At 44.4% G+C, this 16,183-nt stretch carries 15 protein-coding genes; 8 read left to right on the top strand and 7 right to left on the bottom strand.

The annotated features are described in order from the left end of the window. Positions 1 to 144 precede the first annotated feature (144 nt). Complete coding sequence (locus MUB35_RS19790; RefSeq protein ID WP_244806680.1) at positions 145 to 753, top strand: MATE family efflux transporter; 609 nt, start codon at positions 145 to 147, stop codon at positions 751 to 753. Between the two features lie 114 nt (positions 754 to 867). Here the strand turns inward: MUB35_RS19790 and MUB35_RS19785 are convergent, their stop codons facing one another. Beyond that, complete coding sequence (locus tag MUB35_RS19785; protein ID WP_054351318.1) at positions 868 to 1,257, bottom strand: hypothetical protein; 390 nt, start codon at positions 1,255 to 1,257, stop codon at positions 868 to 870. 4 nt (positions 1,258 to 1,261) lie between these two features. Next, entirely contained in the window at positions 1,262 to 1,807 is a 546-nt protein-coding gene (locus MUB35_RS19780; RefSeq protein ID WP_244806679.1) for a PadR family transcriptional regulator, read from the bottom strand. Positions 1,808 to 2,003: 196 nt separating this feature from the next. On the opposite strand from MUB35_RS19780, the gene MUB35_RS19775 reads away from it, so the two are divergent. From MUB35_RS19775 to MUB35_RS19760, 4 genes are all read left to right on the top strand, one after another. Further along, positions 2,004 to 2,915: a glycyl-radical enzyme activating protein gene (locus MUB35_RS19775; protein ID WP_244806678.1), complete on the top strand. Its 912-nt coding sequence runs from the start codon at positions 2,004 to 2,006 to the stop codon at positions 2,913 to 2,915. A gap of 5 nt (positions 2,916 to 2,920) precedes the next feature. Continuing rightward, positions 2,921 to 5,293 carry a trans-4-hydroxy-L-proline dehydratase gene (gene hypD, locus MUB35_RS19770; RefSeq protein WP_033139490.1) on the top strand — a complete coding sequence of 791 codons (2,373 nt, stop codon included), beginning with the start codon at positions 2,921 to 2,923 and terminating at the stop codon, positions 5,291 to 5,293. 502 nt (positions 5,294 to 5,795) lie between these two features. Further along, complete coding sequence (locus MUB35_RS19765; RefSeq protein WP_244806677.1) at positions 5,796 to 6,824, top strand: hypothetical protein; 1,029 nt, start codon at positions 5,796 to 5,798, stop codon at positions 6,822 to 6,824. A gap of 136 nt (positions 6,825 to 6,960) precedes the next feature. After that, positions 6,961 to 8,307, top strand: coding sequence for an MATE family efflux transporter (locus MUB35_RS19760; protein ID WP_227244688.1), 1,347 nt, complete (start codon positions 6,961 to 6,963; stop codon positions 8,305 to 8,307). A gap of 97 nt (positions 8,308 to 8,404) precedes the next feature. Here MUB35_RS19760 and MUB35_RS19755 read toward each other — a convergent pair whose 3' ends face one another. Continuing rightward, positions 8,405 to 8,779: a hypothetical protein gene (locus MUB35_RS19755; RefSeq protein ID WP_227244691.1), complete on the bottom strand. Its 375-nt coding sequence runs from the start codon at positions 8,777 to 8,779 to the stop codon at positions 8,405 to 8,407. A gap of 246 nt (positions 8,780 to 9,025) precedes the next feature. Here MUB35_RS19755 and MUB35_RS19750 point away from each other — a divergent pair, with 246 nt between their 5' ends. Further along, complete coding sequence (locus MUB35_RS19750) at positions 9,026 to 9,520, top strand: hypothetical protein (protein ID WP_033139493.1); 495 nt, start codon at positions 9,026 to 9,028, stop codon at positions 9,518 to 9,520. Positions 9,521 to 9,610: 90 nt separating this feature from the next. Here the strand turns inward: MUB35_RS19750 and MUB35_RS19745 are convergent, their stop codons facing one another. Both MUB35_RS19745 and pdxR read right to left on the bottom strand, forming a co-directional pair. Further along, positions 9,611 to 10,798, bottom strand: a complete 1,188-nt coding sequence (locus tag MUB35_RS19745) for an aminotransferase-like domain-containing protein (protein ID WP_244806676.1) — start codon at positions 10,796 to 10,798, stop codon at positions 9,611 to 9,613. A gap of 22 nt (positions 10,799 to 10,820) precedes the next feature. After that, positions 10,821 to 12,332, bottom strand: coding sequence for a MocR-like pyridoxine biosynthesis transcription factor PdxR (gene pdxR / locus MUB35_RS19740; protein ID WP_244806675.1), 1,512 nt, complete (start codon positions 12,330 to 12,332; stop codon positions 10,821 to 10,823). A 399-nt stretch (positions 12,333 to 12,731) separates the two neighbouring features. Between pdxR and MUB35_RS19735 the strand changes: the two genes are divergently transcribed. Together MUB35_RS19735 and MUB35_RS19730 are read left to right on the top strand one after the other, a co-directional pair. Further along, on the top strand, positions 12,732 to 13,622 hold the full coding sequence (locus MUB35_RS19735) for an MBL fold metallo-hydrolase (protein WP_244806674.1): 891 nt from the start codon (positions 12,732 to 12,734) through the stop codon (positions 13,620 to 13,622). A gap of 2 nt (positions 13,623 to 13,624) precedes the next feature. Continuing rightward, entirely contained in the window at positions 13,625 to 14,110 is a 486-nt protein-coding gene (locus tag MUB35_RS19730; RefSeq protein WP_033139497.1) for a GNAT family N-acetyltransferase, read from the top strand. A gap of 145 nt (positions 14,111 to 14,255) precedes the next feature. Here the strand turns inward: MUB35_RS19730 and MUB35_RS19725 are convergent, their stop codons facing one another. Together MUB35_RS19725 and MUB35_RS19720 are read right to left on the bottom strand one after the other, a co-directional pair. Beyond that, positions 14,256 to 15,245 carry a serine hydrolase domain-containing protein gene (locus tag MUB35_RS19725; RefSeq protein ID WP_244806673.1) on the bottom strand — a complete coding sequence of 330 codons (990 nt, stop codon included), beginning with the start codon at positions 15,243 to 15,245 and terminating at the stop codon, positions 14,256 to 14,258. Next, entirely contained in the window at positions 15,242 to 16,096 is an 855-nt protein-coding gene (locus MUB35_RS19720) for a MerR family transcriptional regulator (RefSeq protein WP_244806672.1), read from the bottom strand. Before MUB35_RS19720 ends, MUB35_RS19725 begins: the two co-directional genes overlap by 4 nt. Positions 16,097 to 16,183: the final 87 nt, after the last annotated feature.

Below are 16,183 nucleotides of genomic sequence, written 5' to 3'. Positions count from 1 at the left end.
GCCCAGGATCTGTCACCATTCTCAGTTGTTTAAAATCAAGGATATGTTTTGTGTAGATTTGTCTAAAAAATAGGTACTACACAAATTCAAAATGTCCTTGACAAGGGGTACAGTTTAAACCAAATCTTTAGGATATGCATACCAATGGGATTCCAGTACTCGTTTATTTACTTATCAACAACGATTTTGCAGTGGGTAATAAATGGATATGGAACGAGTATGATAGGGGCTTTTACGGCGACAAGCCAGATAGAAAGTTTAATCCAGCAGCCATTTACTGCATTGGGCACAGCAATAGCAACTTATACAGGGCAGAATATCGGGGCAGGAAATACAGAAAGGATCAGACAGGGATTGGTTGCTGCTTTGAAAATCTGTTTGGTATATTCTCTTATTCTTGTTTTGGTATTCCGGGGCTTTGGGAGAATAGTCATGAATATTTTTGTATCAGATACGTGCATTATTGATAATGCTGTGAAAGGGATTCACATTACCAGTACATTTTTTTTGGCACTCGGCATGGGACAGATACTGCGCTATCTCTTAAATGGTGCAGGAGATTCTGCTTATTCAATGATAAATGGAATCGTTGAAATTGTCTGCCGTTTAGTATTTGTTTTCTTATTGACGAACATCTCATTTATAGGTCAATGGGGGATTTGGTGGACAACGGCATTTACTTGGAGCTGCACGGCATTATTTGGAATATGCCGGTTTATAGGAGGAAAATGGAAAGATAAAGGCATAGTTTAAAAATGGAAAAGAAGTATTGGATATTGTGTCCTGCCTGTCATAGCAAGACCTGCATGAAAATAAGAATTGCTTTTGACAGGCTGTATGTCACGATTCGATGTACACTTAGACTGGTCAGTCATGTACCAGCCAGGTCTTGGCCTCCTCCATATCGGTACAGAAATAAAGCTGTCCGCTATTTAACGCAGCCTTTTTATGCAAGGCTTTCTGTAGTTTCCTCAGACTTCTTTTCTCCGTGGTAATTGCCAGCTTAACAATTCGGGGCCTTATTTTTTCAATATGTTCTGCAAGCGTTTCTGTCAGTTCCTTTGTCAAGTCAGTCTCATATAAATCAATTAATATGCGGCGCTTTTGAGGGGATTTTAATATAAATGCCTCTTCTCTGCCTATCATGGACAGCAGACCTTCGGAATCATCAAAATAACTTCCATAATGAATACCGTGAAAGCTGCCGCCTTTATAGTAGTAAGGGCTCAGCGCCCCGCTTGGGGATTTTGTTATCATAGTATTACCTTTCCCTTTCCAACAGATCTGTCAGCGGTTTCTGCATACGGATATGACGACACCAGCGGATGGTTTCCTCCGTAATGCAGATTCCGTAATAAAGAGTGGAGAGTTTATAATAAAAGCATTCTTTGTTATCCAGTTCGGTAAATCCTTTTTCCAGCTCCCTGAGCTTTTTCAGATAATTTCTGTTATTGATCTCATATTCCAGAAGCTGCTGACTGCGAATTTCAGCCTCCAGATGGTCGAAGAAGTAAACCTTTGCCAAATGGGTATTGGTGCCTTCAAAAATATCCATGGGGGAGGAGAGCCAGTGGAAAAATTGTTTCCGTCCCTCCTCTGTTATATGGTAAAAAATTTTCTTTCTGCTGCCCTGCGGTTTATCCCTGGTTGTCAGATATCCCTTTTCCGTTAATCTTTTTAATGCGGGGTACAGGCTTCCGAAACTTGCCTTATAGAAGACACCGATTCCGTTTTCTATGAACTTTTTTATATCATAGCCTGTCAGGTCCTTTTCCAGCAGCATGCCGAGTGCAATGGATTCCAGCATAATAGTCTCCTCTCATATATATCTATTAGATATATTATAACGCTATATATAGAGATTGTAAAGCACTGTTTCTCGGCGGTAATGTTTCTATGTGAAATGTGAAAGCACATCCGTTGACTTTAGTGCACTGAGGTAATATAATGCTTTTTATAGACTGTTTTTCAGGCTATAGTACATAAAGAGAGGTACAGCTTAGATGAAAGCACAATTGGTGACGGACATACAGAAGTATTCTATTCATGATGGGGAAGGAATACGAACTACCATATTTTTTAAGGGATGTCCGCTTTCCTGTGTCTGGTGTCACAACCCGGAGACACAGGAGTACCGTCAGCAGTTTATGTGGAATCAGGAAAAATGTACAGGATGCGGGGAGTGTGCCGCGGCCTGTCCCGGCGGCGCTGTTTCCATGGAGGGGCCAAGACCGGTGACGGATCCAGAAAAGTGCAGTGTATGCCATACGTGTGAAGAATACTGTCTGCAAAATGCCAGGGAATTTGCAGGCAGAGAATATACGGTCGAGGAGCTGGTTAGGGAGGCATTAAAAGACCAGCCTTTTTACGAGCAGTCCCATGGCGGGGTCACCCTCTCGGGAGGAGAGGTACTGGCCCGGGATAAGGGATTTCTGGAACAGCTCATGCGCGGTCTGACAGAGCGGGGAATACGTGTGAATGTGGATACCTGCGGTTATGTCCCATGGGAAAATATAGAGAGTGTGATTCCTTATACGGATACTTTTTTATACGATATAAAGCTCATGGACTCCGGTCTGCACGAGAAAATGACAGGAGCGGGAAATGAGATGATCCTGGATAATCTCGTAAAACTGTCAAAAAGCGGAGCCGCTGTCTGGATACGGATTCCGGTTGTGGGCGGTGTCAATGATACGGACAGGAACATGAAAGAGACACTGGACTTTCTTGACGCCCATTCCATTGGGCAAAAATGGATTCACCTGCTTCCCTATCACAACACAGGGAGTGGAAAATATTCAAGGCTGGGACAGGAATACAGGGGCAGAGATTTTACGACTCCTTCTAAGGAACGCATGCAGGAGCTGTTGGATATGTGTCTGAAACGGGGATTTCAGGCCAGGATAGGAGGTTGATACAGATGGAACGGGGAATGAACGAGAGAATCCGCAGGCTTCGCAGGGAAAGCCTGGAGACAGAAGCGCATATAGATATGGAGCGGGCAAAAATAGAAACCGAAGTATACCGCAGATATGAGGGCACTGTATCTGTACCGGAATTACGGGCACTGGTTTTAAAACACTATTTTGCCGAGAAGACGCTGTACATAGGGGAAGGCGAGCTGTTGGTGGGAGAGAAGGGAAACGGGCCGCAGGCAGCACCGACCTTTCCGGAATTATGCTGCCATACAGTACAGGATCTCCATGTGATGAATGACAGGGAGCTGATCAGCTTTAAGGTACGTGAAGAGGACTATGGGTTTCAGGAAAAGGAAATGATCCCTTTCTGGGAGAGACGTTCCATCCGGCACCGGATACTGGAAAAAATGACTCCGGAGTGGAAGAAAGCCTATAGATGTGGTATTTTTACTGAATTTATGGAACAGAGAGGTCCGGGGCATACCGTGGGTTCCGAAAACATTTATAAGCGGGGGCTTCTGGACTATAAGGAGAAGATACGGGAAGCGCTTGGACATCTGGACTACAGCCGGGACCCGGAGGCGCTGGATAAAGAGAATGAGCTTCGTGCCATGGATATTGCTTGTGATGCGGTGATCCTTCTGGGAAAACGGTATCATGACTATGCCCTTAAGCTTGCCCAAAAAGAAGAAAATCCGGTACGCAGAGAGGAACTTCTGCAGATTGCCGAAAACTGCAAGGTTGTGCCGGCACATAAGCCGGAGACATACTGGCAGGCACTTCAGATGTATTGGTTTGTGCATCTGGCTGTGACAAGTGAGTTAAACCCGTGGGATGCCTACAGCCCCGGAAGACTGGATCAGCATCTGATATCTTTTTACAGACACGATGTCAAGGAAGGGATTCTTAACCGGGAGCAGGCAAAAGAACTGTTGGAGTGTCTGTGGGTAAAATTCAACAATCAGCCGGCACCTCCAAAGGTGGGGATTACACTGAAGGAAAGCGGCACATACACAGACTTTGCCAACATCAATACCGGCGGAGTGACACCGGAGGGACATGACGGTGTCAATGAGGTGAGCTATCTGATCCTGGAGTGTATGGATGAAATGAAACTTCTGCAGCCCAGCTCAAATGTGCAGATCAGTAAAAAGACTCCTCAGGAGTTTCTCATAAAAGCCTGCGAGATATCCAGAAAGGGATGGGGACAGCCTGCTTTTTACAACACAGAGAGTATAATTCAGGAGCTTTTAAACGCAGGGAAATCCATTGCAGATGCAAGAAAAGGCGGCACCAGTGGATGTGTGGAGACGGGCGCTTTTGGAAACGAGGCATATATTCTGACCGGTTATTTTAATCTGCCAAAAATCCTTGAGATCACCCTTCACAACGGATATGACCCGGCCGCCGGGGAACCGCTTGGCCTGGCGCTTGGAAAAGCGGAGGATTTTAAATCTTATGAGGAGCTTTTTGAAGCCTATAAAAAGCAGATTTTGTATTTCCTGGATATCAAAATGCGCGGCAATCATGTCATTGAGGGGATTTATGCCCGCTATATGCCGGTACCGTTTCTCTCCGTGATCACCAATGACTGTATTGCCAAGGGAAAGGACTACAATGCCGGGGGAGCCAGATATAACACCAACTATCTGCAGGGCGTGGGAATCGGAACCATTACAGACAGTCTTGCTGCCATAAAATACAATGTTTTTGACAAACAGAAATTTACCATGTCTGAGCTGATGCAGGCGCTGAATGACAATTTTGAGGGACATGGGCGAATCTGGAATCTTGTCAGCAATAAGACGCCGAAATACGGCAATGACGATGACTATGCAGATGATATTATGAAGGATGTATTTTCATTCTACTATGAGAGCGTGACCGGACGGCCGAATATGAAAGGCGGAAAGTACCGCATCAATATGCTGCCAACCACCTGTCATGTCTATTTCGGGGAAGTGATGATGGCAAGCCCCAACGGACGTCTGGCCCATAAGCCTGTATCCGAAGGGATATCCCCGGAGAAAGGGGCAGATGTGCACGGCCCTACAGCGGTAGTGAAATCCTGCTCCAAGATGGATCATCTGAATACAGGGGGAACTCTGCTGAACCAGAAGTTTACGCCTCAGGTGGTATCCGGTGAAAACGGACTGATACAGATGGCAAATCTGGTCCGGACATATTTTAACCTGGACGGGCACCACATTCAGTTTAATGTGATTGACCGCCAGACACTTTTAGACGCGCAGGCACGTCCCGAGGAATACAAGGATTTGATCGTGCGTGTGGCTGGATACAGCGACCATTTCCGCAATTTAAGCAAAGCGCTGCAAGATGAGATCATCGATAGAACAGAGCAGTCCTTTGGATGATTTTGAACGCCCCGGAAGGGCAGGAACGGTACATTTTCTGCGGGAACCTTCCGGGGCGGATTTTTGTCTGCCCAGGTATTTTCACACCTTCGGCCTGAAAACACCTGGAAATACAGTGGTATATGGACGGCAGAGGACAGATTCAAAAAACATAAAACTTTTATAAAGTCATTGCATCCGCCGGAAAATAAGAATATAATAAGTCTGCATTTGTTGTTTACATGTAACGATTCAGTGAATACCTGTTGCTGGTACTCTTATGCTCGGTCAGCGAAGCAAATGGGCCGACTTAACTGAACAGTTACATATACATTTCTAAATACAAGTTTCTATTTATCAATGGCGTTTCAGCCAAAAGTTCAGTGTGAAACATATGGAAGGCAGATAGGAAAAACAGAATTGAAATGCAACGTTATATATTGTATAATAAAAGAAAAAAACTGCATGATTTTCGCCATGTCATATCAGCACAAAAACTGTCTGCTTTCCTGAAGGAGGCCGGATGGAAAAACAAAGGTTAGCTGCATCAGTATTAAATGCAAAAGATGAAGATGTTTACAACTGTCTGTCAGATAATGAAGTATTTGCGGATTTGTTTAACGGTGCAGTCTTTCAGGGAGAGCAGGTGATCAAACCTGAATATCTGGAAGAAATGAATGAGAAAAAACAAATGAAAGTACCGGGGAAAGACGGACAGCCGGCAGTGATCAAAAGGCTGCGCGATGTACAAAAAGGAAGCGGACTGGAAGAGAGCATTCTCGGTATTGAGCTTGCTGTTGAAGGGCAGCGAAAGGTCCATTATGGAATGCCGGTCAGACATATGCTCTACGATGCGGTTGATTACACGAAACAAATACAAAACCTGGAGAAAAAGCACAGAAGCAACAGGGATTTGTCACCCGGCGCGGAATTTCTGTCAGGATTAAAAAAGGAAGACAAGCTGCGCCCCATAATAACACTGGGATTATTCTACGGAGAAGATCAGTTGTGGGACGGCCCTATGTGCCTTCATGATATGCTGGAATTTCCCAAGGTATTGGAACCCTGGAAACATTACATTCCAAATTATCCGCTGAATCTGGTGTACAGCGGAAATGTCAATCCCGGGAACTTTAGAACCGGTCTGCAGGAAGTCTTCGAGCTGCTGCGGGTGGCAAAAGATAAAGATGCCATGGAGGAATTCCTTAAGAAAAACCAGGAGCATTACAAAAACTTAGAGTGGAAAAGGGGCAGGCTGGTTGGGAATTTTTTGGATATTCCATTGATCAAAGAAAATGCAGAGGTCATACGAACAGAAGAAGGAGGGATAAATATGTGTACAGCGTTTCAGCAGATGCGTATGGAAGGAGTACGGGAAGGAATCATTGAAGGGGAACGAAGAGGCAGAAATTTTGGAGAAGAAAAATTAACAAGGCTAATACAGCTTCTTTTTCATGATAACAGAATAGATGATTTACAGAGGGCTTCTTTTGATACAGAATACAGAGAAAAGTTATATAAAGAGTATGGACTGGAAAATGAGAATTTATAACCGTTCAGAAAAGCTGAACCGTTACGAGAATTTGCTGAATCAGGACATTAAAATGCAAGATAAAGTATACAAATATTCCTTCCTGCGTTATGATATAAAGGTTAAGAATAAATGAGAAAAGGAATATGATGTAACAATGAAGAAGGATCTGACAACAGGAAATATTATTAAAACCATGCTCATATTTGCAGGCCCCATGATTATAGGAAATCTCCTGCAGCAATTTTACAATATAGCGGATACGCTGATCGTGGGCAGATTTGTAGGAGCCGATGCCATGGCATCTGTGGGGGCGGCCTATACACTTATGACATTTCTGACTTCTATCCTGATCGGATTATGTATGGGCAGCGGTTCTCTGGTTTCCTTTTATTTCGGAAAACAGGATAAGGAAAAGATGGAAGTATGTGTGCAGGGATCTTTTCTGCTGATAGGCGGAGTTACGGTAGTCATAAATGTTCTGGTGTTTGTATTTATAAATCAGATTTTACGGATACTGCAGATACCGGCAGAAATATTAGAGATGTCACATGAGTATGTAAAAATAATATTTGCCGGAATATTTTTTGTGTTCTTATATAATTATTATGCCTATCTTTTGAGGTCTATCGGAAATTCTGTGATACCGCTGGTCTTTTTGGGAACAACATCCGTTCTGAATGTTGTGCTTGATATTATTTTTGTTGTGACTTTTGGCTGGGGTATCGGCGGTGCTGCGCAGGCCACTGTCATATCCCAGGCTATATCCGGGGTTGGTATATCCATCTATGTGTGGATCAAGGAACCCGTATTCAGGCTCCGGCTGTTTGGAAAGAACCGGATATTCCTGACCAGGGAATCTATGCAGGAAATAACAAGATTTTCATTTGCAGCATCTATACAGCAGTCTGTAATGAATCTGGGTATCCTCATGATTCAGGGGCTGGTAAACAGCTTTGGCGTTGCCGTTATGGCTGCCTTTACAGCCGCAGTCAAGATTGATTCTTTTGCCTATATGCCTGCACAGGAATTCGGCAATGCCTTTTCCCTGTTTATTTCCCAAAATCACGGTGCCGGAAAAGAAAACAGGATCCGGAAAGGAACAAGACAGGCGTTTGTGGTTTCGGCACTGTTTTGCGGAGTGATTTCTGTGTTGGTATTTTTGCTTGCAAAAAATCTTATGCTGTTTTTTGTATCTTCCTCTGATACGGAAATCATACAGATCGGTGCGGGATATCTGCGGATTGAGGGCGCATTCTACATAGGTATCGGCATTTTGTTTTTATTGTACGGTTATTACAGGGGAATAAATATTCCTGAGATGTCCCTGGTTTTAACCATCATTTCCCTGGGTACCAGAGTGATTCTGGCTTATATACTGGCACCGATAGAAGCAGTCGGTGTTGTGGGAATCTGGTGGGCGATACCCATCGGATGGTTTTTAGCAGATATTACGGGGATTATTTATATGCGGCACAGAGAACGTAAAAAACTTCTGAACTGAGGATGGAAATCCTGGGGTTAGTTATACAGTTGCGTAAATCAGACACAGAACAAAAACAGGCACACCAATTTATCCATCAATGGTGTGCCTGTCCAAGTTATCCTTTGACCCGTTTAAAACATACACTTCCCTTAGCCTTTTCTCCCGTTATCGTTATGTTATAAGTTCCGCTTTCTTCAATAGGAACCTGAAACGTAGTGGAGAGATCAATCTTATCTTTTTCATATATGGGTGTTTCATCATCTTTTTGTATTTTGACAGAAAGCCTGCCGGAATCACACACGATTTCGGCGTCAATGACATCCCCTTTTTCAAGTTTCAGCGGCTGTGAATCCGTAGTATTGAATATGCGGTATTCCATAATGAGATGATTCTCATTTCCGAGTCTGCTGCCTTCATAAGCCGAGCCAGTACAGGATGTCAAAGCAAAAGTACATAACAGTGTGAAAAAAACGATTATAATTTTTTTCATATCCTCACCCCCATTATGAAAGCATATCCTGATTTCTTAAAGAACCGTATCATATAAATCTAAAGTTTTCCTAAAGAAAGACAGTAAAATTGAATATTTATTAAAATACACAAAAACAATGTTTTTGTGAGAAAAAATATGATTTCTGCAATAATTTTATGGACATCGGAAAATATAATGTTATAATTAATACAAGAAAATGAATGAAAATGCATGGCTTATTCAGAAATGGGGTGTAATTGGAATATGGCAGAATACAGGAATGATATAATGAAAAACGATGATTTTATTTGCCGCTATAAATCTGATGACTTCGCTTACTGGAATTGCAATTACATCTGCAGGGAAGCCTTCCTTTCAAGACAGCAGGCTTTTTTACTTACCCAGCTTCAGGAAACGAAATGGCTGCCGGTATTTCGCCTTGTAGTCTTGTATGAGACAAGCCATATACATGTGCAGGAATATAAAAATGTTTTTTATATGTCCAGCGGAATGGAGACGGAGGAGGAGATAAAGGAGTCAGGGGATAATCTGAATTATTTGTTTCAACTGGGGCTTTTAAAAGCTGATTTTTCAGAGCGGAACCGGTTATACATATATCACTTTTTGGAACAGGGAGATATTTTCCGGACATTTTACTCTAAATATAAGGGAATCCCGGATACGCGTCCCATAGTGGAACGAGGTACGGTTATACTGACAGAAGCGGGGAAAACGGCTGTCTTAGTTGGCAGAGAATAAACGGTGCCGCATAAAAATCCGATTATAAAAATCCGATATCGGTGGATCATAACCGATATCGGATGCATTTTACAAGTCTGAACTCTTTTTCTATTCAGTGAATTCTTTTAGAGCTTTGCCCATACGCATAATTCCATCAGATATTTTGTCTTCCGGCATATTAGAAAAGTTTATCCGAAGGGTATTGCGCTTTTTCGTGTTGGGGAAAAAGGAGTTTCCGGGGACAAAGGCCACGTTGTGTTCAAGACATTTTTCGAGCAGCTTTACAGTGTCTGTTTTTTCATTCAGCTCAATCCAGAGAAACAGTCCGCCCTCGGGCCTGGTGAATTTAATATCTGAGGGAAAAGCGCGGTGTATGGCTTCTATGGCTGTGTCGCGCCGTTTCCGGTATACTTCACGTATTTTATCAATATGAGCGTCAATATCATATTTTTCCAGATAGGCAGAGATGACCATCTGGGCTATGGTGTTGCACTGTAAATCTACGCCCTGTTTTACCAGGACATATTTGCGGATGACTTCTTTTTCTCCCGCGATCCATCCAATCCGGTAACCGGGGCAGAAGATTTTTGAAAAGGTACCGGTGCACAGGACATTGCCTGTTCGGTCAAAGGATTTGATGGAGGGCAGGAATTCACCTTCATATCTCAGCTCACCATAGGGATTATCCTCTACAACTGCCACATTGTACTTTGCGGAGATTTCAGCAAGCTGCTGTCTGCGCTTGAGACTCCAGGTCCTTCCTGTGGGATTTTGGAAATCAGGGACCACATAGATCAGCTTTGCGGTGGGGTTTTCCTTCAAAGCTTTTTCCAGTTCAGATATGATCATTCCGCTGTCATCTGTGGGAACCTCCGCAAAGCTGCATCCATATGCCTTGAACGCACTGATGGCGGCAAGATATGTAGGACTTTCGCACAGTACCACATCTCCTTCATCCAAAAATACCTTTCCCGAAAGATCCAGGGCCTGCTGGGAACCGTGCGTGATCAGTATGTTTTCATGGCAGAAGGAAGTGCCAAGCTGTGCGTTCATACGTGCGGCGATCCACTCCCGGAGGGGCTGATATCCTTCTGTGGTCGCATACTGCAGAGCGTGTTCTCCGTTGTGGTCCAGCACATAATTGTTGGCAGCTTTGATCTCCTCAATGGGAAACAGTTCAGGAGCCGGCAGGCCTCCTGCAAATGAAATGACTTCCGGCTGTTCTGTGAGTTTTAAAAGCTCCCTGATCTCGGAAGCGGTTACATATGACATTCTTCTTGCGTATTTATATTCCATGGAAATACTCCTTTAAAAATAATTATAATATTGGGTTTATTTCGTTTTCTGTTAAGGGATCACTCTCTGCGTGGGCTATGATCAGTTCCCTCATCACATCACATAAAATTTTTACGCCGCGGACGATCCTGTCCCTGGGAGGAAAGGTATAGTTTAACCGGATATAGCCTTCCCCTTTCTGTTTGGTCAGATAGGCAGGCATGCCGGGCAGAATGGCAACACCGTTTTTGGCAGCCTGTGAAGCCAGCTGGTCGGCTGACAGGCCATCCGGAAGTCTGCACCACAGATAGTATCCGCCGTTTGGTATATTCCAGGAAAGCCCGCGGGGAGTATATCGGTTCAGGGCCTCCACCATCATATCCCTTCTTTCCCTATATTCCTTTCGTATGAGTTCCACATACTTTTCCATCTCCCCATTGACAATAAAACGCTCCACGATCTGTTGTGAAATGCAGCAGGAATGTAAATCTATAAGCTGACGGATACCGGAAAAATGGTGGATCAATTTCCTGTCTGCACAGATCCAGCCCAGACGCAGCCCGGGATAGATGGTTTTGGAAAAAGAACTGAGATAAATCACATTTCCGTTGGTGTCCATGGATTTTAAGGGGGCTGTGGTCTGGCCTTCAAAACTCAGTTCACTGTAGGGGTCATCCTCCAGAACGGGCACAGAATATTTGGTCGCCAGCTCCAGCAGCCGGACTCTCTTGGCAGTGCTCATGGTCACGCCGCAGGGGTTATGATAAGTGGGCATGGTGTAGATCAATTTCGGATGGTAGCGCATTAAGAGCTGTTCCAGAATCCTTACATCCATTCCGTCATGCTCCATGGGGACTGCCATAAGCCTGGCACCCATGGAACGGAAGCTCTGAATCGCCGGGAAAAAGGACGGTTCTTCAATCAGCACAATATCGCCGGGATTCAGAAAGGCACGTGCCGCAAGGTCGATACCTTCCTGGGCACCGGAAACGAGCATGATCTCGGAAGGATGGCAGAAACAGGAGCGCTTCTGCATGTATGAGGCCATGACCTTGCGCAGGGATGAAAAACCTGCCACAGGAGAGACCAGCATTCCCTTCGGGTTGGATAACAGCTCATGTTCAATTCCTTTGAAAGCCCGGACAGGCGGATTTTCAAAAGAGGCAATACCGGCGGCAAAGGATATGACATCCTTTTGATTCGCCATTTCCAGATATTTGTTGACATCAAAGGTGTCGCGGTTTTTTAGATAGTCGCTGAACAAATACTCCCACATGGGTTCTCTGCGGGAATCCGTTTTGCGGATTTTTTGGTCAGTTCCTCTGACGGCTGTGGTGCCCCTTCCCACATGGGAGGCCAGCAGACCATCCGCTTTTAATTCTTTATACGCGTTCAGTACAGTTGTCCGGTTCACGCCCAGTGTATCCGCTAACTGACGTTCCGATGGGAACTGAAAGCCATCCGGGATCTCACCGGAAATGATCTGGGCCTGAATTTGTTCTGTGATCTGTCTGTATAAAGGTGTCTTTTTTGATTTGTCTATTTGAATTTGCATGGGTTCCTCCAATTGGTTTGGTCCAATTTGTATTATATACAAGGATTGGTGGGGCATCAACCACCAATTGAACTTAATTTTTTACAACCAATTTGAAAGATGGGAGGGGGACTTTTGTTTTATATGCCGCCTTTATGCAAAAGCAGGACCATATTTTCGCTGAAGAAAGTAAATCCGGACCGGAGTATGACCAGCGTTCTTCAGGGGATTGTTTTATTGCAGACAGAAAATATGTATGCTATATTTTATATAATCCTAAGGATCGTAAATGTAATATATACAGCATGATTTTTTATCCGAAATATGAGTGAAAGGGGTGTATTACCGTTCTCTATGCCGCTGCCGGAATGCAAAGTGCGCTGGTGTATGCGGGGTGAACGGTAATAGTGGTATTTTATTATGTATGAACTGATACAGATCGGAGAGCGGAGTTATTATATCCAGAGTCCGGCAAAAATCGGGATCTATCTGGCAAATGATCAGGAGGTTTATCTGATCGACAGCGGCAATGACAAGGATGCAGGGAGAAAAATCCGTAAAATTCTGGAGCAGAACGGCTGGTCATTGAAAGCTATCCTAAACACACATTCCAATGCAGACCATATCGGCGGCAACCGTTATCTTCAGCAGCAGTACGGCTGTGACATATTTGCAAATGGGATGGAGGCTGCCTTCACAAAATACCCGCAGCTGGAGCCGGCGCTTCTGTATGGCGGATATCCCTTTCAGGATTTAAGGCATAAATTTTTGATGGCAGTCCCCAGTGAGGCGAAAGAGCTGACAGACAGCGGTTTTCCAAAGGAGATAGAAGTGATTCCTCTGCCGGGGCATTTCCTTGATATGGTAGGGTTCAGAACTCCGGACCAGACAGTGTTTCTCGCTGACTGCCTAAGCAGTGCAGCTGCTCTGGAGAAATATCAGCTCACTTTTATTTATGATGTGGAAGCGTACTTAAATACACTGGAACGAGTAGCGGCTATGCAGGCGGAGATATTTGTCCCGTCTCATGCAGAGCCTGTAAAAGATATCCGTCCGCTGGCAGAATGCAACAGGAAGAAGGTTCTGGAGATTGCAGATCATATCACAGAGATCTGCCGGGAGCCAATCACATTTGAAGCATTGCTGCAAAGGCTCTTTTCCGATTATCAGATTACCATGACCTATGAGCAGTATGTGCTGGTTGGAAGTACAGTCCGTTCTTATTTATCTTATTTGAAAGACAGTGGAAAAATAGAGGGATACATTGAGAATAACAGTCTGTTGTGGAGAAAAATTCGGGAGGAAGGATAACCATGTCGGAAAAACATCTGAAGTTCAGATATGCGGAAAGAAAAGACACAGCTCTTATACTGAAGTTTATAAAAGAGCTTGCCGCTTATGAAAAGATGGAGCATGAGGTGATCGCCACAGAAGCAGTTTTGGAGGAATGGATATTTGACAAAAAGAAAGCGGAAGTGATTTTTGCAGTGGTAGATAAGGAAGAGATAGGATTTGCGCTGTTCTTTCATAATTTTTCTACCTTTTTGGGGCGTGCGGGGCTTTATCTGGAAGACTTATATGTAAAGCCGAAATACCGGGGAAATGGCTATGGAAAGGGAATATTGAAAAAACTGGCTCAAATTGCAGTGGAGAGGGGATGCGGGCGCCTGGAATGGTGGTGTCTGGACTGGAATAAACCAAGCATCAACTTCTATTTATCATTGGGAGCGGAGCCAATGGAAGACTGGACCGTATATCGTATTGCCGGTGACACGCTGAAGCAGTTATCCGTAAAATAGAAAAAAGTTACTTTTATCACGGCCCAGAGGGCTGCCGTACCACCACGGCAGTCCTTTTCTCAATGTTTTGGGCACCTCGTATAATGCAGTTATTTTTCTGTGCATGAAATGTCACAAGGAAAATTAAGGCCCAGTATGGTTCATTTTACAGGGAACCGGTATCAAAAACCGGCTCAATATATTCTTTGATCAATCCAATCCTGTCTTTTGCCTTTGGTGTAAAAAGAGCGGCGATGGAAACCACCAAGTTTTTCTCTTTGTTCACATAGATCGTATTTCCCCCGTCTCCCATGGCAGCAAAAGTATTCGCATTCTCGTCACAGAGCCACCATAAATATCCATAGGGAAGATCCTGTTTTTTCCATCGGCTGTGTTCTTTTGTACTCTCGTCTATCCAGCTTTTGGATACGATTTCCCGGCCCTCCCACATGCCGCCGTTTAAATATAATTGTCCTATTTTTGCCATGTCAGCCGGTGACAGGGTAAGCCCCCAGCCCGCTGCGTTGTTGCCGGCTTCATCCGAGACCCAGCCGCTTATATTCGTGGCGCTGTTGAACGCCATCTGTTCCTCTTTGCTGTGAAAAATAATATTTTTTTCAACAGTGATTCCCAGAGGAGAGAATAAATGTTCGGATGCAAAGGCAAAGACAGAGCAGCCCGAGGTCTTTGCGAGGATACCGGATAAAAGGTCCGGCCCGATGAGCGGTGCATAACGGAATTTACCGATCTGTCCTTTGCCGCCCAATTGCTCAAGGCTGAATTTCACCCAGTCATCGCTGGTAAAATATTTTAGGTAGGGGGCAAATTTGTATTTGTAGGGTGCAGTCATTGTGAGCAGGTTTTCAAGGGTAATGTTCCGGATGGAGTCCATAGTATTCTTCACAGTGTATTCCGGGAAAAAATCCAATACCTTCTGATGGATGCTTTTGATATATCCCCGGTCCAGCGCGATTCCGATCAATATGGACAGAATGCTTTTGGTGACTGAGTAAACATGAATGCGGCAGTTGGATGTGCAGCCGTTAAAGTAGTTTTCATATTCTGTTCTGCCGTTTTTTAAAACAACGATGCCTGCAGTATTGCTGTAATCCCTGCAGATGGTTTTTTCAAGTTCTGTAATCTTTTCCTGATTCATTTTTTCTCCTTACTGTTTGGGTGAAATGATGCCTTTTTCTTAACGGGATAATAAATTTCCGTGGTCAGTTCGCTTTCCGATGAGACCTGGGAGGGGTCGGTGATGTACACTTCGCAGAGCGGGCCGTTTCCCTCGTATCCTTCCATCTCTGCCCATCTCCGCTGCTTTGCATAGACAGAGGGCAGCGCGGAGTAGGTACCGTGCAGGACGGTTTTTAGGCAGAGGCCGGGAGTGTGGTTCCTTGTCCCTGTGACATATTCTTTAACCGGAATGGCAAATTCGGTATCCAGGCCAAAGGGACTGAATTCCTCACTGTGGAACAGTACCATTGGGGGCGCGGTGACTGTCAGTTTATTCTCCCGGATCACTTTGAATAATTTTCCGTAGCATTTTGCATATTCCTGTGGATACTCGCCTTCCCGTACCATCTTCCGGACAGACAGAAGATACATTTGGGGAACCTCCGTGAGCTGGATCTCAATGGTATCCAGATAGGACATAATGGATTTTCCCTGCTTTAGGTTTTCTATATCCTGATTCATCTGTTTCAGGGTTTTTTCATATTCCAGGAGCTGTTTTTTCATGTCCTGCTCCTTTTTTATAAGCGCGAGGCAGAGAGCTTCCTCCGGCAGTTCTTCGGAATGAAGAATGGATTTGATCTCATCCAGAGAAAAGCGGTAGGATTTCAGACGGTTGATGAAGAGCATGGTTTCCAGCTGGCTGATAGAATAATACCGATATCCGTTTTCCGGATCGATCTCTTCCGGATGGATCAATCCGATTTCCGCGTAGTAGCGGAGTGTCTTGGCAGACACCTTGCAGATGGATGAAAATTCACCTATTGATAACAAAGCATATCCTCCTTGCGGCGTGTTTCTGATCACCCTTATGTTACACCTTGCCCTAAGGGCAAAGTCAACAGGGAATATAAAAGAAAA

This window comes from Blautia sp. NSJ-175 (assembly GCF_022867815.1).
In the GTDB taxonomy this organism is placed as follows: Bacteria; Bacillota; Clostridia; order Lachnospirales; family Lachnospiraceae; genus Blautia; species Blautia celeris.
Note: the sequence above shows the minus strand (reverse complement) of the source record. Positions and strands in the feature narration are given on the sequence as shown.